This is a genomic window from uncultured Campylobacter sp. (genome assembly GCF_938045595.1).
Classification (GTDB): Bacteria; Campylobacterota; Campylobacteria; order Campylobacterales; family Campylobacteraceae; genus Campylobacter_B.
The window spans coordinates 1-20,322 of record NZ_CALIBB010000020.1 but is presented as its reverse complement, the minus strand read 5'-3'; the positions used below and the strand labels follow the sequence as shown (position 1 = coordinate 20,322).

At 48.3% G+C, this 20,322-nt stretch carries 19 protein-coding genes; 13 read left to right on the top strand and 6 right to left on the bottom strand.

Translation table 11 applies throughout. From position 1 onward, the window contains the following. Together Q0340_RS00705 and Q0340_RS00700 are read left to right on the top strand one after the other, a co-directional pair. Positions 1-584 (top strand): hypothetical protein (locus tag Q0340_RS00705; protein WP_298081754.1); only part of this gene is annotated, 584 nt, incomplete at its 5' end. A 411-nt stretch (positions 585-995) separates the two neighbouring features. Then, the gene (locus Q0340_RS00700; RefSeq protein ID WP_298081753.1) at positions 996-1,640 is read left to right on the top strand and encodes a ferritin family protein; all 645 of its coding nucleotides are present in this window, start codon (positions 996-998) and stop codon (positions 1,638-1,640) included. Positions 1,641-2,575: 935 nt separating this feature from the next. Here the strand turns inward: Q0340_RS00700 and Q0340_RS00695 are convergent. Together Q0340_RS00695 and Q0340_RS00690 are read right to left on the bottom strand one after the other, a co-directional pair. Then, the gene (locus Q0340_RS00695) at positions 2,576-3,637 is read right to left on the bottom strand and encodes a tyrosine-type recombinase/integrase (RefSeq protein ID WP_298081752.1); all 1,062 of its coding nucleotides are present in this window, start codon (positions 3,635-3,637) and stop codon (positions 2,576-2,578) included. Then, positions 3,634-6,222, bottom strand: coding sequence for an AsmA-like C-terminal domain-containing protein (locus Q0340_RS00690; protein WP_298081751.1), 2,589 nt, complete (start codon positions 6,220-6,222; stop codon positions 3,634-3,636). The genes Q0340_RS00695 and Q0340_RS00690 overlap by 4 nt, the downstream gene beginning before the upstream one ends. 130 nt (positions 6,223-6,352) lie before the next feature. Here Q0340_RS00690 and mltG point away from each other — a divergent pair, with 130 nt between their 5' ends. The 6 genes from mltG to Q0340_RS00660 all read left to right on the top strand — a co-directional run bounded on the left by mltG (position 6,353) and on the right by Q0340_RS00660 (position 11,517). Beyond that, positions 6,353-7,303, top strand: coding sequence for an endolytic transglycosylase MltG (gene mltG / locus Q0340_RS00685; RefSeq protein WP_298081750.1), 951 nt, complete (start codon positions 6,353-6,355; stop codon positions 7,301-7,303). Positions 7,304-7,412: 109 nt separating this feature from the next. Next, positions 7,413-8,294: a malate dehydrogenase gene (locus Q0340_RS00680; protein WP_298081749.1), complete on the top strand. Its 882-nt coding sequence runs from the start codon at positions 7,413-7,415 to the stop codon at positions 8,292-8,294. Positions 8,295-8,687: 393 nt separating this feature from the next. Continuing rightward, on the top strand, positions 8,688-8,999 hold the full coding sequence (locus tag Q0340_RS00675; RefSeq protein WP_177388316.1) for a 4Fe-4S binding protein: 312 nt from the start codon (positions 8,688-8,690) through the stop codon (positions 8,997-8,999). After that, positions 8,999-10,120, top strand: a complete 1,122-nt coding sequence (locus Q0340_RS00670; protein ID WP_298081748.1) for a 2-oxoglutarate synthase subunit alpha — start codon at positions 8,999-9,001, stop codon at positions 10,118-10,120. Before Q0340_RS00675 ends, Q0340_RS00670 begins: the two co-directional genes overlap by 1 nt. After that, positions 10,121-10,966, top strand: a complete 846-nt coding sequence (locus tag Q0340_RS00665; protein ID WP_298081747.1) for a 2-oxoglutarate ferredoxin oxidoreductase subunit beta — start codon at positions 10,121-10,123, stop codon at positions 10,964-10,966. After that, on the top strand, positions 10,963-11,517 hold the full coding sequence (locus tag Q0340_RS00660; RefSeq protein WP_298081746.1) for a 2-oxoacid:acceptor oxidoreductase family protein: 555 nt from the start codon (positions 10,963-10,965) through the stop codon (positions 11,515-11,517). Before Q0340_RS00665 ends, Q0340_RS00660 begins: the two co-directional genes overlap by 4 nt. Before the next feature lie 119 nt (positions 11,518-11,636). Here the strand turns inward: Q0340_RS00660 and Q0340_RS00655 are convergent, their stop codons facing one another. The 3 genes from Q0340_RS00655 to Q0340_RS00645 form a co-directional block, all read right to left on the bottom strand. Further along, positions 11,637-12,140 (bottom strand): hypothetical protein, encoded by a 504-nt coding sequence (locus Q0340_RS00655; RefSeq protein WP_298081745.1) that lies wholly within the window; start codon positions 12,138-12,140, stop codon positions 11,637-11,639. Positions 12,141-12,190: 50 nt separating this feature from the next. Then, positions 12,191-12,706 (bottom strand): hypothetical protein, encoded by a 516-nt coding sequence (locus tag Q0340_RS00650; RefSeq protein WP_298081744.1) that lies wholly within the window; start codon positions 12,704-12,706, stop codon positions 12,191-12,193. Between the two features lie 210 nt (positions 12,707-12,916). Then, positions 12,917-13,414, bottom strand: coding sequence for a hypothetical protein (locus tag Q0340_RS00645; protein WP_297994247.1), 498 nt, complete (start codon positions 13,412-13,414; stop codon positions 12,917-12,919). Positions 13,415-13,623: 209 nt separating this feature from the next. Between Q0340_RS00645 and Q0340_RS00640 the strand changes: the two genes are divergently transcribed. Further along, positions 13,624-14,106, top strand: a complete 483-nt coding sequence (locus tag Q0340_RS00640; RefSeq protein ID WP_298081743.1) for a flavodoxin domain-containing protein — start codon at positions 13,624-13,626, stop codon at positions 14,104-14,106. Between the two features lie 659 nt (positions 14,107-14,765). Beyond that, positions 14,766-15,731, top strand: coding sequence for a biotin/lipoyl-binding protein (locus Q0340_RS00635; protein WP_298081742.1), 966 nt, complete (start codon positions 14,766-14,768; stop codon positions 15,729-15,731). A gap of 252 nt (positions 15,732-15,983) precedes the next feature. Here the strand turns inward: Q0340_RS00635 and Q0340_RS00630 are convergent, their stop codons facing one another. Beyond that, entirely contained in the window at positions 15,984-16,400 is a 417-nt protein-coding gene (locus Q0340_RS00630; protein WP_298081741.1) for a hypothetical protein, read from the bottom strand. Between the two features lie 667 nt (positions 16,401-17,067). On the opposite strand from Q0340_RS00630, the gene Q0340_RS00625 reads away from it, so the two are divergent. The 3 genes from Q0340_RS00625 to Q0340_RS00615 form a co-directional block, all read left to right on the top strand. Continuing rightward, positions 17,068-18,945 carry an ATP-binding cassette domain-containing protein gene (locus tag Q0340_RS00625; RefSeq protein ID WP_298081740.1) on the top strand — a complete coding sequence of 626 codons (1,878 nt, stop codon included), beginning with the start codon at positions 17,068-17,070 and terminating at the stop codon, positions 18,943-18,945. Next, positions 18,932-19,813 (top strand): hypothetical protein, encoded by an 882-nt coding sequence (locus Q0340_RS00620; RefSeq protein WP_298081739.1) that lies wholly within the window; start codon positions 18,932-18,934, stop codon positions 19,811-19,813. The genes Q0340_RS00625 and Q0340_RS00620 overlap by 14 nt, the downstream gene beginning before the upstream one ends. After that, the coding region (locus Q0340_RS00615; protein ID WP_298081738.1) for an ABC transporter permease at positions 19,810-20,322 on the top strand (513 nt) is incomplete at its 3' end. The genes Q0340_RS00620 and Q0340_RS00615, both read left to right, overlap by 4 nt.

Sequence of the window (20,322 nt, the reverse complement as noted above, 5' to 3'; positions counted from 1 at the left end):
GTGCAAATAAACTTGGAGAAAAGCTGCGTAGCTTGGGGCTTGCGCCTGATTTAATTATTACAAGCTCGGCTATGCGCGCACTCCATACGGCGCAAATTATTGCTAATGCGCTGGGCGCGACAAAAAGGGTAGTGCCATTGCGAGAGTTATACGACGCAAGCTTATGGGATTTGGCAAAGTTTGTTCGCAGCTTGGATGAGAAACGATTTTTTGGGTTCAGTGTGAATGTTGAAAAATACAATGCGGTTGGTCTGAGTAGCGAAAAACATCGCGACGCAAACGCTGAAAATTCTACTTTTAAGAGCACTAAAATTCCCGCTAGCATTAGCGAAAATAATGCGATATCTTGCAACAATGTGGAAATTTCTAGCACTGATGTTATGCAAAATTTTAATGCAGCTAGCGCAGAATGCGTATTTATCGTTGGACATAATCCGGCAATAGGCGCAATTTGCTCGCTTTTAGGCGAGAAGGAAGTCGATAAATTTCCTCCTTGCTCGATTTGTGGATTAGAATTTGATGTTCATAAATTCTCAGATATTACCGATCATAGCGGCAAAATGGTAATGCTACAGCGCCCTTAGTTACGCTTTTAACGCTTCATAATTACAATCGGGCGGCTCGTTGGCGCATAAGGCTAATTTTGCCGAGCATTGTCATATACTCGTAAAGTAAGACCATATGGCAAAATAGTAAATTATTTTTGAGATAACTTTAAATTTTAAAAAATTTCCAATGATGTGACTAACCTTGAAAATCGCAGGCTCAAATAAGCCAGAAAACTAAATTTCATATTTTTAGATGATCAAGCGTTAGCGCTTTTGCTTGAAATTTTGTTTGCTTTGAAAAACCTTAAATTTAGGTTTTACGGATGGAAATTTCACGCTGAAATTTTCTCAAAAATATAAATTTATTGAGAAGAATAAAATTTATTAAGTAAAATTTAATAGTAGCTGTGGTATCATTCCACAAAATTTTTGATAGGGGAGTTGAAAATGAGACAGTACGAAACTTACAGATGCGACAAATGCGGTGCGGAGGTCGAGGTGCAAAAAGTAGGCGGCGGCACGCTTAGCTGCTGCGGCGAGCCGATGAAATGCATTACCGAAGATCTGACGCAGGTAAATTTGATGAAGGCGTTTGCAGGCGAGTCCCAGGCGCGCAACAAATACGATCTTTACGGCGATTTGGCCAAAGAGGCGGGCTTTCACGCCATTGCGCGACATTTTTACGAGGCCGCCGAAAACGAAAAATGGCACGCCAGAGCCGAGCTAAAGGCACATCATGCGGCTGCCGGCATTCCGCTTGATAAGATGGATAAAAATCTGCTCGATGCCGCCGCGGGCGAGCGCTACGAGCACGAGAGCATGTATCCGAGCTTCGCTAAAATCGCCACTGAAGAGGGCAAAAAAGAGGTAGCACGCCTTTTTAACGCTATCGGAAGGGTCGAGGAGGAGCACGAGCGAGAATACAACGAGCTTCAAAAGATCCTGCTAGAAGAGGGCTTTTTCGAGAGCTTCGACGAGGAAGTTTGGGTGTGCGAAGTCTGCGGTCACGTTCATCGCGGCAAGAAAGCCCCGGGCGCCTGTCCGCTCTGCAAGGCTCCGCGCGAGTATTTCAAAAAACAAAGGCTCGTTTAATTTTGATGCTTGCGGCACGGCGTTTTTGCGATAGCTTTCGGAGCCGTCGCAAATCTCGTTTATTGTCGCGAGCCGATCGCTTAAATCTTGGCTTAAAATTTTGCGCGAGATTTCGTCTTTTTGCTCCTTTTTGCTGCGGACTCCGTGGTTAGACGAAATCTCGGGCTAAATTTATTTAGCCTAAACTCCTTTTCTTATCCCCCTAAGAAATGAAATCCTGCTCGCAAGAGCGGGATTTCTGTCGTAAAATAAATCTAAAATAATCATGCCGATGATTTTATCTCTTTAAATTTTATTAGAAATTTCTATATGATTCCTGCGCTGTTTACGAAGTAAACTTCGCGTCAGTAAATTTCGCAGCAAACTTTAGTGGCAAATCTTTCGCATCTTTAAATTTTAAGGCGCATTCGGTGCGATGAGAACTCGAAAGCAAATCAAACTATAAAATTTCGAGGGTTTAAATTTTAAATCATAAATTCCATCCTTGCGGAATTTGCAGATAAATTTTATATCCGCTACCTCTTAATATGTCGATTACCTTTTGCTTATAAAATCCTCGGATGGAATCCCGTATCGTCAAAATTTAAATGAAATTTTATACTAAATTTATCTGGAATTTTAGGCAAAATCGCATGAGAAAATCTAAAAAGTAAATTATTCTATATTCCAAAAGAGTAAAATTTTAGATTCTTTTGCGATCAAGCTCTAAGGCTCGCGCGTTAATTTTAAATTTTGCCGAGTTAAATTCTAAAGCTCGCAAGGTAAAATTTTTAGGTTCTGTTATGCTAGTATGAAAAACAAATTTCAAAATTTTTCAAAATAAAATTCTGAAATTCTTGTAAAATATTCCATAAAAACGATTTTAAAGCCGCATCAAAACGAGATTTAAAAAATCTCGCTCAAGCAAGCCTCTCGCTACCTCAAATTTTAAAATTTCACTCTTCGAATTCCTCCGCGACCTTCGCCGCAAGGCGCAGTTTGTCGCTGTCGAAGTGGGTGTAGATGCGCGAAGTATTGAGGCTCGCGTGGCCGAGAGCTTCTTGGACGAGCACGAGGTCCTTTTGCTTTTTGTAAAGCATCGTCGCGAAGGTGTGGCGCAGCATGTGAGCGCCGTTTTTTTCCTTGCGGATGCCCGCGCTCATTAAAATTTTCTCCACGATGCCGCTGACGTATGCTTGCGTGAGCGGCGCGCCGTTTTTGGTGACGAAAAGATAGCCCTCTTTGTTGGCAAAGTTCGTCTCCAGCGCGTTTAGATGCTCCTCGATCAGGTGTCGCTTGATCATTACGATGCGGTATTTGTTGCCCTTGCCGCGGATTCGGATGACGAAAAGATCGCCCTCGGGCGCGATATCTTTGCGCTTGAGATTTATCGCCTCGCCCACGCGGATGCCGGTGTAGACGATGATTTTTACGATCAGGCGGTTGCGATGCGCAAAGGAGCGAAACTCGCTTAGATTTATCGCGTCCAAAAACCGCTTCAGCTCCTCCTCGCTCATAAACTCCGGAAGCTTCGTGCCGCGGCTACCGCTAATGCCGCCCCAGTGTTTAAGCTCAATGCCGAAGTTATGCGAGGTGCCGTCCTGCTCGTTTTGGCGGTCGATGAAGCCGAAAAAATTTATCACGGCGATTCGGTAATTTTTTTTGCTTGCATCGCTCAGCCCGCCCGTAATGGAAGCTAAAATTTCGCTCAAAAGCTCCTCGTCGATATTTCTCATGCTTTCAAGGTTATATTCTACGATCGCTTCGTAAAATTTTTTAAGCGGATTGAAGTAAGTGTTAATGCCCGTAAGGCCCGCATTTCGCGCATCTTTTGCGAGCCGCTCGAGTTCATTGATATTCGCGACCTCGTGATTTAACGCCAGGCTCGCGCGGCGAAACAGCGCGTCGTTTTTCAGCTCCTTATTCGACAGCGCGCTTAGCTTGTAGCGTACGAATTTTACGAGCCAAAACAGCAGCGATTTTTCAAAGCTATCCTTATAATCGAGCGGGAATTTCATTTGCTCTCCTCGCTGTCGCCGAAGATCACAAAAGGCAGCATCAGCGTGTTTTTGATGAGATTATACGGCGTTTTTAGCACGTCGGTCGCAACGCCGGTCGAGTAGGTGGGTTTTTTCGTTGTGCCGCGAATCTCGATGATCGTTGAGATCGTGTTGTTTTCGCCCAAGATGATATGATTTAGAAGCGGAATTTTTGAGATTATCGAGCTTGCGTCTTTGAGGTATTTAAGCTCCAGATCGATATTCAGCGCGCCGCTTTTCATATCCACTTCGCCGTTGCCGGCGATGTCGGCGCTACTGCCGGTAAAGCTCATCGCGTTTATGTAAATTTTATCGCCGCTGCGGCGAAAGTAAATTTTGCCCTTCTGCACGCTAAAGCCGCGATCGTTGAAATCGGGCGTCTTAAACGTAAGTAGCGACGGCACGGAGTTTATAAAGCTAAGCAGCCTTTGATAGATGATGTAGTCCTTCAGATAGGTGTTTTGCACGTTGATCTCGCCGCGGTAGTTGCGCGGATCGATGCCGCTTGCTTTTAGCGTAAATACCCCTCCGTCGAAGCTCTGCGAGCCTAGGAATTGATTGAGCGCCTCGCCGCTGATGTTTTGCGCAAAAATTTGAAGCAAGCTCTTTTTAAAGATCAACTTCACGTCGCCGCGCTTAAAATTTGCGTTCAGGTTCATATTTTTGCCGTCCAGCACGCCGTTAAAGTGCGTAAATTTCAGCGTCTTATTAAGATCTGATAGCACGATCGCAGAATTTTGCCCGCTGAAATTTATCGGCGAGCGCTCCTTCGTGCCGCTATTAAACTCGCTGGTTTGCACGCTCGTATTGATCGCGACGTCCACGTCTTTTAGAGCGACGAAGTTACCGCCTTTGTTTATTTTAAGAGAAATTTTACCGCTTCCGCTAGAGCCGTCCAGATCGCCCCCGCGCACCCGAAGCGCGAAAGAATCGTTTTTGTAGGCTCTGCCGTCTTTGTTTAGCAGACCGAAATCAAAGATAAGATTGTTGCTGCTGATATCCAAATTTGTAAAATCGCTGGTTAAAATTTTAAGATCTCCGCCGCTAATGCCCGCGTTTTTAAGCGTCTTAGAAAAGGGCAAAATTCCGCTAATATCGGGCGAGCTAATCTCGATCCGCTCGCCGAAGCTCATCTTTGCGCCCAAAAATTGCGAGCTTAGCACCGGCGCTTTACCGCTAAAATCAAGGCTCATATTATCTCGCGCGTCGCCAAATTTTAAAATTTCTTTGCCGTTCGGGGAGAGATTAAAGCTATGGATTATGCCGTTAAATTTAGCTTTGCGCGTGGCGATGTCGATGCTGCCGCTTGCCGTGGCGTTAAAAATTTCATTTTGTAGATTCGCATCTTTAATGTCGATCTTCTTTTCTGTGATGTGCACCCGCGCGGCTTTGGAGTGAAATTTCGCTTTAGAGATCATCAGATCGGCGTCTTTTAGCGTTACGTTCGCATCCACCTTGGCGCTTTCCTTTTCGACGTCCACGTCTATCAGCACGCGCGCATCGATCCCGCCGCTTAGCGGATATACGGGCTCGTCTATGCCGTAGCTTTGCAAAATATCTACAAGGTCCTTGCCCAAGCTCTCTTTAGTCCGCAGATCCAGATATACGATCGGCTTCTCTTCAAAAAGCCCGCCGATACGCACGCCGCTTCCCTCCAGGCTTTTGCCTTTAAATTTAGGCTCGTTCAGCGTGAAGCTTAGATAATCGTTTTTAAGCGTGATATTGGCGTCTTTTACCGTTACGGCTTCGATTTGCGGTTGAAATTTTATCGTAAGATCCTGCGCGTAAGCCGTGGCGCTGACGTTTTCGGCGATCGGGCGCGGGTCTTTCAGATCGATTTTGGCATGCAGGTTTTCGATATAGTAGTTTTGCGCGACCGCCTTGCCGTAGATCCACTCGTTCGCAAGAGGATTTAGCCCCGTAAGTGCGCCCAGCTCATTCATAAAATTTTTCAGACTCAAGGCCGAGGCGCGGTTTATCTCGATATTTAGCTCCGAGCCGATATTGTGCACGTCAAGCTCGCCCGCGATCTCGTGCGAAGCGAAGGTGCCGTTAAAATCATACGTATCGGCTTTGAAATTTGCTCGTGCCGTGCCGTGCAGAGTGAGATTAAAATCATTTAGTTCAAGCTCGATCGGATCGAAGTTCAGCCCGTTTGCGCCCGGTGTGATCTTTGAGCTTAGCCTAAAAAATCGGGTATCTGCGTAAAAAACGTCGCTTTTGTATTTTAGTTTCAGACTCTCGCCTTTTATTTTCAAATTTTGCACGTCGATCTCTTCAAAAAAGGAGTTGATGAGCGAGATTTTTTTGCTAAATTCTAAAATTTTCGCGCTTTGCGTGCGTAGATCGGTGGAATTTTGCTCTAAATTTTGTGTATTATTTTGCGTAATTTCAAGATTTTTGATACGCAGCACGAGACCTTTATTTAGCTTGAGATAAAACCTCTCAAGCTTTGCAAAGCCCACGTCCAGCTGCGAAATCGCAATACCGTGCTTTAGGCCTACCGCGCAGATTATAAAAAGTATGGTTATGCCCAAAAAAAATCTAGCCAAAGTTCTAAACATCATCGCCTCATTAAAAAACTCCGCCCCAAAACCAAATCGGGCGTGCCAAAAAACTGCGCTTATAATATGAAATTTATTCAAAATTTTGGCTTATTTGCCTATAATTTCAGCTAAATTTTGAAAGGAACGCATGAAATTCTTTATAAAGCTCATCAAAGCGGCGTGCGTTTGTATCGAGCTTGCGGCTATCGTGCTTTTAGCCGTGGGCTTTGATCTGCACGAGCGCGTCGGCAACGCGACAACCGTGCAGATAGGACAAGGCAGCTCAACGAAAATTTTATCGCAACTCTCAAAGAGCTATCCTAAATTTAGCAAATTCGACGCGAGACTGCTTTCTTTTTACGGCGGCGCAAAAACCGGCGAGCTGGAGCTTAGCGGCGAAAATTTGCCCAAATATCAATTTTTGTATGAGCTAAGCGTCGCAAAGCCCGTGATGAACGAGATCAAGCTGATCCCTGGCGAGACTACGATCGTGTTTTTAAAACAGCTGGCGAAAGATCGCGGGCTAAGCTTTAGCGAGCTTGAGCGCGAATACAACGCCACGGCGCCGTTTTACGAGGGCTTTTTGGTGCCTGAAACCTACAAAATTAGCAAAAACGAAAGCGAAAAAAATATCATCGACCACCTCGTCTCAAGCGCGCAAAAATTCCACGAAGGCTTGTCGCGCGAGCTTAGCGGCGACTATAACGCCACGGCGTGGAAACAGGTGCTAATCAAGGCCTCGGTCATTCAAAAAGAGGCTGCAAACGCAGATGAGATGCCCCTCGTGGCCTCCGTCATCGACAACCGCTTAGCCAAAAATATGCGCCTTCAGATGGACGGTACGCTGAATTATGGCGAGTTTTCGCACGTCAAGATCACTCCGCAGCGCATCCGCACCGATACCAGCCACTACAACACCTACCTCAACGACGGACTTCCCAAAGAGCCCGTGTGCGTGGTCTCTCGCGATGCGATACGCGCCGTTTTTGCGCCTGCAAAGAGCGAGTATCTGTATTTTATGCGAAACAAAAAAACCGGGCTTCACGATTTTGCGCGCACACAAGCCGAGCACGAGCGCAACGTAAAGGCGCAGAGGTAAAATTTAAGTCCGTTTCGGCATTAAAATTTAAAAATGAAATTTCGTCTTTAAATTTTAAAATTTAACCCCAGCAGTTATAAAAATGCGGGTCGATATTTGGGAGATAACAATGAAAATAGCGATATTCGGCGCAGGAAACATTGGCGCAGCGGTAGCGAACGATCTTATCGTAAGCGATTCTTTGAGCCAAAAGATAGATAGCATCGCGCTTGTGGATGCTGTAGAGCGGATCGCGCGCGGCAAGGCACTCGATCTAGCCCATACGGCGGCGGTTTATGAGCGCGACATGCGCATAAGCGGCAGCACGGAGCCTAGCGATATAGCGGACGCAGGCATCGTCGTGATCACGGCGGGGCATGCAAGAAAGGCGGGGCAGAGCAGGGAGGAGCTGTTTGGCAGCAACGCCGCCATCGTCGCGCAATGCGCGCGAGATGCCGCAAAATACGCGCCTAATTCCATTATCGTGATCGTAACCAATCCGCTTGATATGATGGTCTATGTGGCGCTGCAGGCCAGCGGGTTTGCAAAAGAGCGCGTCATCGGCATGGCGGGCGAGCTAGACGGCGCACGGCTTAAATTTGAACTCGCGCGAGCGAGCGGCAAGGAAATTTCATCGATGAGAAGCGCGATCGTGGGCCCGCATAGCGAAGAGATGATCGCGCTTAAAAACGAGCTGGGATTTGAAATTTCGGATGAAATTTTTGGTCGCGCGGTGCAAAATACCAAACGCGCCGGCGCGCAGATCGGCGAGCTACTGGGCACGTCGGCGTATTTGGCGCCCGCTGCGGGCATCGTAAAGATCATAAAATACATCCTTTTTGATACCTGCGGCACGCTCGCCTGCTGCGTCGCGGATAGATCGGGAGTGCCTTTGGGGCGCTTCGTAAGCGTCGGCAAAATGGGCGCGATAGAGAGAAATTTCGTCTATTCGGGCGAGTTTTACGCGCAGCTTGAACGGATGCGTGAGCGGATAGCGGGGCTGAAGTTTTAGTGGATATGGAGCGAATTCGGCGCGACGCAGAATTTGCAGAGCTAAAATTTTAAAGCGCAGAATTCTTGTGATAGAATTTGCAGCATCAAATTTCACTTTGGTAAGAAATTTAAGCTCGCGGAATTGTGTAGCGTAAAATTTCATTCGCTGCGGAATTTTAAAATTTGCACAATTTTGCCCGTCGTAAAATTTCATAGATTAAAATTTTACTTTGGCGCAGAATTCTGCGTGGCGTAAAATTTTTAAACGCCACAAAATTTTAAAATTTAAGCTCTGCAAAATTTAAAAACGAGAGGACTTTAATGCGATCAAAGCAGGCTTGCGCCGCAAAATTTCAATTTTTAAATCGCGAAGCGGGATTTAGTGCGGATTTTGATAAATTAAGGAGAAAATATGAGCGAAAATGAGAGCCAGCGCGCCGTCTGGACGGATGAGAGCCGCTGTAAGGCGTGCAACATCTGCGTAAGCGTCTGTCCTAGCGGCGCGATCGCGATGAGACAGGACGAGGGCGCCGTGCAGGGCATGATGATCGACGTGGTGGATGAGGGTGCCTGTATCGGCTGTAGGGAGTGCGAGTTGCACTGCCCTGATTTTGCGATTTTCGTTGCGCCCAAAGGCTTTAAATTCGCTCGTCTAAGCTCGCAGGCTAGAGAGATGGCTGAAAAGATCAAAAACAATAATTTTATGAAACCCAAGGACGCATAATGAGAGAGGTAATTTCCACAGGCAACGCCTTAATTGCGCGTGCGGCGATTGATTGCGGCTGTAATTTTTTTGGCGGCTATCCGATCACGCCAAGCAGCGAGATCGCGCACGAGATGAGTCGCTTGCTACCTAAGGTCGGAGGCAAATTTATCCAGATGGAGGATGAAATTTCGGGCATTTCTGTAGCTTTGGGCGCATCTATGAGCGGTGCGAAGGCGATGACGGCAAGCTCCGGTCCTGGAATTTCGCTAAAATCAGAGCAGATTGGACTTGGCTTTATCGCTGAAATTCCGCTTTTAATCGTAAATGTTATGCGCGGAGGTCCTAGCACCGGGCTTCCTACGCGAGTGGCGCAGGGCGATATTTTGCAAGCTCGCAACCCCACTCACGGCGATTTTCAAAGCATCGCGCTGTGCCCGGGCTCGCTAAAGGAGGCTTACACGCAAACCGTGCGCGCCTTCAATCTAGCCGAGCGGTTTATGACGCCGGTATTTTTGCTACTTGATGAGACGCTTGGGCATATGCAGGCAAAGGCGGTGCTACCTGAAATTTCGGATCTAAAAATCGAGCGCAGGGCGGAATTTAAAGGTAGTCCGAAAGATTATGAGCCTTACGATGCTGCGCCCGATAAGCCTGCGGTGCTAAATCCCTTTTTTAGGGGATACCACTATCACATAACGGGGCTGCATCACGGCGCGAAGGGCTTTCCGACCGAAAACGAGCAGATCGTGGATCGCTCTATAAAAAGGCTTTTTAATAAAATTTCGGCGCATGAAGATGAGATCGTACAATATGAGGAATTTATGCTAGATGACGCCGAAATCTGCATCATCGCCTACGGCAGCGTTAGCTTAGCAGCAAAAGACGCGATTTTAAAGCTACGAGGGCAAGGCGTGCGTATGGGGCTTTTTCGCCCGATCACGCTGTGGCCAAGCCCAGCGCGCAAGCTAAGGGAGCTAGGGGAGAGATTTAATAAAATTTTGATCGCCGAGCTAAATTTAGGGCAGTATCTGCTAGAGGTGCAGCGCGCTTGCTTGAGAGATGATTTTAAGACGCTTCTTAAGGCAAACGGCAGGCCGATCAGCCCTAGCGAGATTATCGAGAAAGTAAAGGAGCTTTAAATGGCGTTTGATTACGACAAATATCTAAGAACGGACAAGATGCCTACGCTTTGGTGCTGGGGCTGCGGCGACGGAGTGATCTTAAAAGCGATCATCCGCGCGATTGACCGCATAGGCTGGAGCATGGACGATGTGTGCGTGGTAAGCGGTATCGGCTGTAGTGGCAGGATGTCTAGTTACATAGACTGCAATACCGTCCATACGACGCACGGACGCGCGATAGCTTATGCTACGGGTATCAAGCTCGCAAATCCAGGTAAGCACGTAATCGTAGTCACTGGCGATGGCGATGGGCTTGCGATAGGGGGCAATCACACGATTCATGGATGCCGCCGCAATATCGATCTAAATCATATTTTAGTAAATAATTTCATCTACGGGCTTACAAACTCGCAGACGAGCCCTACGACGCCGCGTGGGTTTTGGACGGTTACGGCGCAATACGGCAATGTCGATCCCAGCTTTGATGCGGCGAAACTTGCAATCGCTGCCGGAGCAACTTTTGTCGGACGCGAGAGCGTGACAAATCCCGAAAAAATCGAGCGACTTCTAGCCAAGGGCTTTGAGCACGAGGGTTATAGTTTTTTTGATATTTTTAGCAACTGCCACGTAAATTTGGGTCGTAAAAATAAAATGAGCGAGGCGGTGCAAATGCTAAAGTGGCTTGATTCGCGCACGATTTCTAAAGCAAAATTTGACGCTCTTAGCGAGGATGAGCGAGCAGGGCTATTTCCGCTTGGAGTTTTACACGAAGATAATGGGCGCACCGAATACACAAAGGCGTATCAAAAGGTGATAGACGCGGCACAAAGCGGCGAAGCGATAAATTTTGAAGGACTAAGATGAATCAATTAAGATTTGTGGGAGTGGGCGGTCAAGGCGTGATCTTAGCAGGTGAAATTCTAGCTGCGGCAAAGATCGCGCACGGCGGCTATGGAATCAAGGCATCTACGTATACCTCTCAGGTACGTGGCGGACCTACGAAAGTGGATATTATCTTAAGCGATGAAGAAATTCTATATCCTTACGCAAGTGAGGGCGAGATCGATTTCATGCTTGCAACGGCGCAGAGCAGCTACGATGCTTTCAAAAACGGCGTGAAAAAAGGCGGCGTGATCGTAATCGAGCCGAATTTAGTAGCGCCGAGCGATGAGGATAGGGCAAGCTTTAAAATTTATGAAATTCCAATCATCACCATCGCAAAATACGAAGTTGGAAATGTCATCACTCAAAGTGTCGTGGCTCTAGCGATCGCAGTAGAGCTTAGCCGCTGCATGGACGCAGGGCTCGTAAAAGAGCAAATGCTCCGCTCTGTGCCCGAAAAAACCCGCGCGCTAAATGAAAAGGCGTATGATTTGGGGATGAAATACGCAAGAGAGGTTTTAGAGACGGAGTAAAATTTTATGGCAGTGAAACGATAGAAGCGGACGGTAATATTCTAGCGGCTTTATTCTTGCTTTTTTTTTGCGAAGTGCATCAGCTATAAGGATGAAATTTTATTGCGTCGTTAAAATTTTTATTTTGGTACAAGTATACTCATCGCTTTTCTTAAAGGATTGCACTCGCTATCGCTTAGGCAAATTTCTAATTGCTCCTTTATTTTGCAGGAAAAATCCTTCTTGTCGCTGTTTTTTCCGTAACAAACCTTGTCAAAGTAACCGATAGCCCTATGTATATTTCCGCCGTAAAATATTTCATTCCCTGCTAGCAAAAAGCAATAATACATCATGTCTGCCCCGCAAGCTTTCTTTAATGCTGAAACGGAATCTTTATATCTACCCATTGTAACCAAAAGCACCGCGCCGAGCGATCCGCAGCTTTCGTAATCTCCTTCGTCGCACTTCTTGGATAAAATTTCGACCAGTTTCGTGCATGCGCTATATTTTCCATCGCCGTTATCGCACTCTAAATTTAGCTCTTTTTCCTCCCAAGTTTTGAAAAAGCTCGAATCCATGGGTCTTGCCATACTAGAGCATATTGAAAATATGAAAGCTAGAATTATAAATTTAATTTTCTGCATTTTCTCTCCTATTTAAAATTTTGATATATAAAGCGGCTTTTTAAACAACATCATCTTACGCTTTTTAACAAAATTCTTGCTTTTTTTATAGGATTGCACTCGCTGTCATTTAGGCATTTTTCCAATTCCTCTTTTATCTTGCACGCTTCGTTTTTAAACAGGCTATTTGCTGCTTCACATGTCTTACCAAGATATTTAATTACCAAATTTACATCTCCGCCATAGTGTATTTCGGTCGCACTTAGCATATAGCAGTAGGTTACTACGCCGGCCTCACAAGCTTTTTTATAAGCGGAGGCAGCATCCTCATATCTATTGGAGTCTAAAAGCGCTATACCGAGCGATCCGCAGCTTTCGTAATCTCCGCTGTCACACTTCTTGGATAAAATTTCGACTAACCTCGTGCATGCGCTGTATTTTCCGTTGCCGCTATCGCAAGCAATCGCTAAATCTTTTTCCTCTTTGGTTTTTAATAAATAATCCAAGCCTTCCGCCGCCGCAGCGGGGATCGCTGCAAATGTCGCTATAAACGCAAGTAGCCAAATTTTAAGATAGATTTTTTTCATCGCCGCTCCCTGTTTTTAAGCGGCGATTATATATTAAAATATTTTAGCGGGCTCTTAAAATTTCGCAGAGTTAAAATTTCGATCGCCCGTAAATTTTAGCGGCACCGTTTTCAAAAGCCGCGCCGCTTTAGAATTTAAAATATCGCTCTTAAATTTAAACGTCGCGGTGAAATTTTAAAATTTCACCGCAAGCTTTAAGCGGCTTTAAATTTAACATCCCGAGTTCGGCTGCACCCGCGTTTCGCTGCCCGTGTGGATCAGCAGAGCTTTGCCGCGCTTAAATCTACACGGCGGGTCGGCTTGCACGGATGAGTACTCCTTGCCGTTTAGCTTGTAGATGATGTTGGAGCCTTGCACCGTCTTTTGGGAGTTTTGGATCGCATCTCCGGCGACCGCGCCTACTACTGCGCCGCCCACGAGCCCCACGGTTTCGGCTAAGCGCCTGCTGCTGCTATGTTTGCCGAGCTTATGCCCGATGACCGCACCCGTAGTTCCGCCCGCGACGCCGCCTAAAATTTTACCCGTATTGCCCTCGGAGCGCTCTACGTTGATTTTGGCGGGCAGGACATCGACGATCTCGATCCGATCGCTCTGCCTCATGCGGTTCGTTTCGCTCGCGTCATAAACATCTCCGCCGTATCGATCCTGCGGGGTCGCGCAGCCGCAAAGTGCGATCGCTGCGATCAAACATAACGTAAAATTTCGCATAATTTTCTCCTTATAATGAGCTTGGCGGCATTATACTATGGATTTTTATACGAGTGGTTAAGCGGCGGCGTTAAAATTTACCGGCTCGCTGCCGCTTAAAATTAGCTGGATACGAGGCATCGCGCCGTATCCGAGCACCTTATCAAATTTTATTTCACTCAAAATTTATCTTATTTTGTTAGAATTATTCTTATTTTTAAGGAGAGAAAATGAAAAAACTATTAGTTTACGCCACCAAAGGCGGCGACACGAAAGTCGTGAGCGAATACATCGCTTCAAAGCTCGGCTTTGAGATCAAGGAGGCCAAAGAGCTTGGCGAGGAGGATTTAGCGGGAGCCGGCGCGTTTATTTTTGCGGCTTCGACGCACGGCGACGGACAGATCCAGGCTAAATTTGACGACAAATTGGAGCTTTTGAATAAAACCGATTTTAACGGACGCAAGGTCGCGCTCATAGGCGTTGGCAACGTCGAGCGCCACGGCAGCGATTTTTGCAGCGGTATGAGTGCGTTTTTGCCAGTGCTTAAAAAGGCCGATCTCATCGGCGCTTGGGGCGCGGAGGGCTATAAATTTAAACATTCGCGCGCCTTCATAAACGGCAAATTCGTCGGTCTTACGATCGATTTTAAGGGCGACGAGCACTGGCAGGCAAGGGCCGATAAGTGGATCGCCGCGGTTGGAGGCGAGTTTTAAATATTTCAGCTTTTGCGCGACCGACCGAGCTTTGGGCTCATCGAGCCTAAAGCTCGTTAAATTTCCCCATTAAATTTCACTTGCCCGCTTCCGAGCGAAGTTCTCTTAAATTTCATTCGCTGCGCTGTTAGAATTTCCACCGCGTCCAAACGCCGTCGGCTTATACCGCGGAAAATTTTATCGCTAGCGGGAGCCGTAAATTTCAACTTGCCGAGCAGGTAACTATGGGTACCGCGATAAAATTTAGTTCGCGGCAACTTGCGCGCTATTCGTGCAATAAACGATAAATTCCACCTGCGATGCTTGTATGCCACTGGTGCGATAAAATTTCGCTTTCGCGACAAAATTCTGCCCACAGTGCTAGTATGCTGCCCGCACGTTAAAATTTCAAGCTCCGCTTGAAAGCGGAGTCTCCGCACTAAAATTTTAAAATTTTTAGTTCAAAAAGTCGCTGTGTTTTACAAGTCGTGCCGCTTAAAATCGCGCGGATAGGATGAAATTTTATCCTCCCAAGCCTCAATTCTACTCGCGCGGCGGTCAATTCAATACGGCAAATTTAATGCGATCGATTTATAAAATTACCGTCCGAGCCTCAAATATCAGCTCCGCATTAGAAAAGTTATTTTATAATAACCGCATATCAAAATTTAAGGCGATCTATGAAAAGGCTTCTAATTTTCGTCGTTTTTGCACTGGCCGCTCTCGCCGCGGCGATCTACTTCAATCTCGATAGGCGCGAAGAGGTCGCGCACAAGGCCTACGGCATCATCGATATCAGGCAGAGTTCGCTTAGCTTCGAGCGCAGCGGTCGCATAAGCGCGCTTTATCGCGACGAGGGCGATTTTGTGCAGGCTGGCGACGTCTTGGCGGCTCTGGATACGGCGGATCTGAGCTTTCAAAGACAGGTTCAAATCGCTAGGTGCGACGGGCTTAAATTTAGCTTGCAAAAGCTGCAAAGCGGCTTTCGTAGCGAGGAGATCGAGATGGCGGCGGCGAACGTAAGCGCGCTGCAAAACGCCCTACAGCTCGCTACTTTGACGAACGAGCGCCTCAAGAGCCTAGGCAAAACCAACTCCGCGTCCAAGCAGCAGATCGACGAAGCGTTTTACTCGATGAAGCGCACGCAAGCCCAGCTGCAAAGCGCGCAGGCTAATCTGCGTCAGCTTCAAAGCGGCTACCGCGGCGAGGATGTCGGCGCCGCCCGCGCAAATTTGGCAAGCTGCGAGGAAAATCTAAAATATCTGAATTACCAAATCGAGACGCAAAGCGTGCTAAAAGCGCCCTTTAGCGGGCAGATCAGAGCGCGCCTTAAGGAGCTCGGCGACATCAGCATACCAAGCGTGGGCATTTTTGAGCTTAGCGAAGTAAAAAATAAGCGCGCGAAATTTTATCTGAGCGAAAATCAGCTCCGCTTCCTGCGTGCCGGACAGAGCGTACGGATCATCGCCGCGGACTGCTCTAGCGCGAGCGCAAAGGTCGCCTACGTGAGCCAAACCGCGATGTACACGCCCCGCACGGTGCAGACCGAGGAGCTACGCGCCGATCTAGTGTGGGAGGCGCGCGCCGATTTCAGTGACGAAGATGGGCAGTTTCGCTTAGGCCAGCCGATCAGCGTGGAATTTTAACGGGCGAGCTGGAATTTTAGCGAGCTTTGTCGGCACCTGCGGGCAAAATTTAGATAGTAAATCTCGCCGAGTGGCAAATTTTACGCAATGTCGCGCGAGCCGTGCATACGGCGTGAGTTTGATAAAATTTTAAAAGCGCGCTTCGAGATAGAATTTAGACGGTGCTTGCTCGGCAGGGCAGGGCGATAAAATTTTTTGCTACGTCCAGAGATACATCGTTTTGGCGCGGACGACTATAGAAATGCTGCGCACCTAGAACGAGGTCGTACAAAGGCGAAAGGCGGCGTAAATTTTATCGCGAGAGTTTTGCGCGAGCAGGCGGGGCTTTGGATAAAAGATCGGATTCTGCAGCGTAGCGAGTAAAATTTTGGCGAAATTTGGCGCAAAGCAGCGCGGGTTAAATTTTAAAATTTGCGGCTCACAGGCGGTGGTGGAGACGAAGTAAAAGCAGGGCGGTATAGCGGCGGCAGGCTTTGTTTCTAGCAGGCGTTTTGAGATAAACGAACGGCGATTTAGTGCCGACTGCGGATAGTGGTAAAATTTCGCTACAAAACAAGCGGCGCGATTAAATACAGGTTGCGAGCGGAGGTGAAATTTTACCCCAAAGGACGCGGTAGTTGAAGTTGGTACTATGCTAAGGAAAGCTGGGACTAGGTAAAATTTCGTCAAAAGACATGGCGGCAGTAAATTTTACCCCGAAAGGCAGGCGGAAGTGAAATTTTGCCCAAAAGGTGCGGCGGCGGTAAAATCTCACCGAAAGAAACGCAGCGCAGATAGAGAGCTCGGCGTTTATAGGTCGCCAGGTGTTTGAAAACTCGCTTTCATTTGCGTTTTGAAGCGAATTTATCGCGGATACTCACGGGCTGCTTCATGTTTTAAAGACCGCCCCGCTCATGCGCGTTGTGTGCGCATCGTTAGCGGCGCGACTAGCCGATGCGATATGCACACGCTCAAGACGGATCGGGCGGCGCACGGAATATTCGGCGCGAGCCGTAAGCAACGCTGATCGTGCAGGCACGCAAAATTCGAGCGGGCGATTTGCAGGGCGCCCCGGCGCGATAGAGCTTGGTTTTACGCGCTTGCGGTAAGTTGCGTCGAATTTATGCGAGGTTTGGGCGAAATTGTTTGACGCGCGTCGCGAAATTTAAAGCGCGCGGCGGTTGTAGAACCGAGATGCCGCGGCTGTCACAAAACTAAGACGCCGCAGTGGCTGCGAAACCACGACGTCTCGGCGGCTGCAGAAGCAAGGCGTCGCGACAAAGAGCGCTTTTTGGCTGCGCAGGTCTCGTTCGTCGCGCCAAGCGACGGGGCGAGTAAATAAAATTTGGAGCTAAGCTTGGATCTACTAAATATCGTAAATTTAAAGAAATTTTACCTGCGAGAGGATCGTAGCAAAAACATCGTTTTTGAAAATTTTGATCTGCGAATTGACGATGCGCCGCGGCTCATCAGCCTCACGGGCCCCGACGGCGCTGGCAAATCCACGCTTTTAAAGCTCATCTGCGGCATCATCGCGCCCGATTGCGGCGAGATAAAATTTGCTGGCTTCATCCCTAGCGGCGAAAATAAAGAATTCGTCCGCGCAAACGGCTATATGTCGCAGAGCCTGGGGCTTTACGAGGAGCTTAGCGTCTGGCAAAATTTAAACATCTTCGCGGGCCTAAAAGGGCTTGATCTAAAAGACGGCGAGGAGTATCTGCGTGGGCTTTTGCGCCGCGTGGGGCTTTTGAAATTTAAAGATTACGCCGTGGATTCGCTCTCCGGCGGGATGAAGCAAAAGCTTGGCGTTGCGTGCGCGATTGCGGCTCGTCCGCGGCTTTTGGTGCTCGATGAGCCCACCGTCGGCGTCGATCCGCTCTCGCGCAGCGAGCTGTGGGCGATCGTGCGCGAGTATCTGGATCAAAGCGGCGCGAAATGCATATTTTCGACGGCGTATTTCGACGAGGCGGCGGATGCCGATCTGACGCTGATTTTGCTCGGCGGCAAGATCATAGCGCAGGAGCGCGCGGCAAATATCACCGCGGCGCTGCGGGACCGCACCTTTCGCATCGACGGCGATGATTATCAGAGCCTGGCGCGCCGCTTGATGTTTAAGACGCAAAGATTTTTAAAAAACTCCCCGCTCATCGACATCTGCCCCAGAGACGGCAGCGTCGATCTGCTAAGCGAAGAGCCGATAAGCCTGCGCGATCTACAGGAGTTTTTAAATGCGAGCCTAAGCGACAGCGACGAAAATGGAGGCGATGAAAGCACAGAGCGCGAAAACGGGCGCGGTGAAAATTTTAAAATTTCAAACGAAAGCATGAAATTTAACGAGGGCGTTAAATTTAACGAAAACGAAAGCGCGAAATTTAAACTCAGCCCGCGCGAGGCGAGCCTAGAGGATGCGTATATTTTTCTAAACAAAGCGGAGATCGGCGCGGCGAACTTCGGCTACGAAAAAAGGAGCTTCGATGCGGCTCAAACCGTCATCAAAGTGCGCGACGTGAGTAAAAAATTCGGCTCATTCACCGCCGTGGAAAATACGAGTTTTGAGGTCAAAAAGGGCGAGATTTTTGGCCTTCTGGGCCCAAATGGCGCGGGTAAGACGACGACCTTTCGTATGATCTGCGCGCTTTTGGGGATGAGCGGAGGCGAGATCTCGGTCATGGGCGAGGATCTGCGCTACGCCAAATCATCGATCAGATCGCGCATCGGCTACGTCTCGCAGAAATTTTCGCTTTACAAAAAGCTAAGCTGCTATCAAAATTTAGAGTATTTCGGCCGCAGCTACGGCATCGGCGGCATGGCGCTGAAGCGGCGCATAGAGGAGCTTTTGAGCGAGTTTGGCTTGCAGCGGCTGCGAAACGAGACGTGGCAAAACCTGCCGTTTGGCGCGGGGCGCAACCTCAGCATGGCGTGCGCGCTTATCCACCGCCCCGAGATTTTGTTTCTCGACGAGGCCACCAGCGGCGCCGATCCGCTCTCGCGCAGGCTCTTTTGGAACCGCATAAACGCGCTGGCGCGCACCGGCGTGAGCGTGGTCGTGACGACGCATTTTATGGAGGAGGCGGAGTATTGCGATCGGTTTTTGATCCAAGATCGCGGCAAAATCCTAGCGCTAGGCAGCCCCGATGAAGTCTGCGTGCAGCACGGGCGGCGGCTTAGCGTGCAGCAGGCCTTCATAAACGAGGTGCAAAAATTTAGAAGCGAGGCGGGTAATGAGGGCTTTTGATCTAAATTTTGCGCGAGCTGCGAGGATTTTTGATCTGAATTTTATGCGGGCGGAGCGAAAACCAGCGCGCTTGTGCGATAAAATTTTAAGCGGCGAAAGGGTCTTGCGGGGCGGTGAAATTTTAAACGGCGGCGGAATTTTGAGCGACCGGGCTTTGGGCGTCGGTAAAATTTCAAGCGGCGGAATTTTAAACGACGGCAAATTTTGGATCGATAATAAAATTTTGAAAGGTTGCGAAATTTTAAAGGGTGTAGGAATTTTAAACGATCGTAAAATTTTGCGCGGCGCCGAAGTTCTAAATCGAATGTCGTGCGGCGGTACACGGCGCAAATTTTGTAGACGGGTACTGCGCGAGCTCCGCGGCGAAACGAGCCCGCTTCGTCTGCGCCGTAAATTTCAAAGCGCGAGCGGCTCGCAAACGGATTATAAATTCAAAAGAGCGACCGCTCTGCAAACAGGTCGCAAATTTAAAAAGGCAGCCAGTCTGCGAGTAGCTTGTAAATTTAAAACTCCGATGCAAAAATTTCATCGCGGATTTTGCGCCGCCGTGGAGCTTTTGCGTCAGAAATTACGCAGCGAGACTATGCCGCACAACTGCTTAAAATTTCAAAGCTTGCCGTATGCGCTCGCGCGATCAAAATTTCAGGGCGCGATGAGCGAAATAGGCGCGGGCAGTCCGTCTGTGCCGTTAAAATTTCAAATCTCGGTTGCCGCACTTTTGCGATTGAAATTCCAAAGCCCGCCGAATGCGATCCTGCGGCTAAAATTTCAAAATGCGGTCGCCGCATTTGCTGTGCGATTGAAATTTAGAGGCTCGCCGCGAGCGGCGCAGTGCTGCAAAATCCGAACACGGGGGCAGGGCGGATGAACTTTACCTTTTTAAAAATCCTCGTAAAAAAGGAGTTCGCGCAGATCGCAAAGGACCGATCGGCGCTCGTGATCGCGTTTTTGATGCCGCTAATTTTGGTCGTGATCTACGGATACGCGATGCGAATGGACATAAAGCCCGTCAAGGTGGGCTTCGTAAGCGATCTGGGCTCCAAAATCGAGCGGGATCTGCTCGGCGGATTTTTGGGCTCAAAATACCTGCAAACCCGCGTTTACACGGACTTAGAGAGCGCGAGGAGGGATTTTAGGGCGCACGAGATCGAGAGCATTTTGTATTTTGATCCGCGCTTTGCGGCGAAATTTCAAAGCACTTTGGGCGGACTCGGCGGCGCGGGCGGCGGCGTAAATTTAAACCTATCTAGCGATGAAAGCTCCTTCACGAGTGGCGCAAGCGATATTCAAAATATTAGCAGCAGCGAAAATGTCCGTCCGCTTGAGGACGTCAGCGCGGGCGCTAGCACGGAAAGCGGGATGAACACCTCTGAGGGC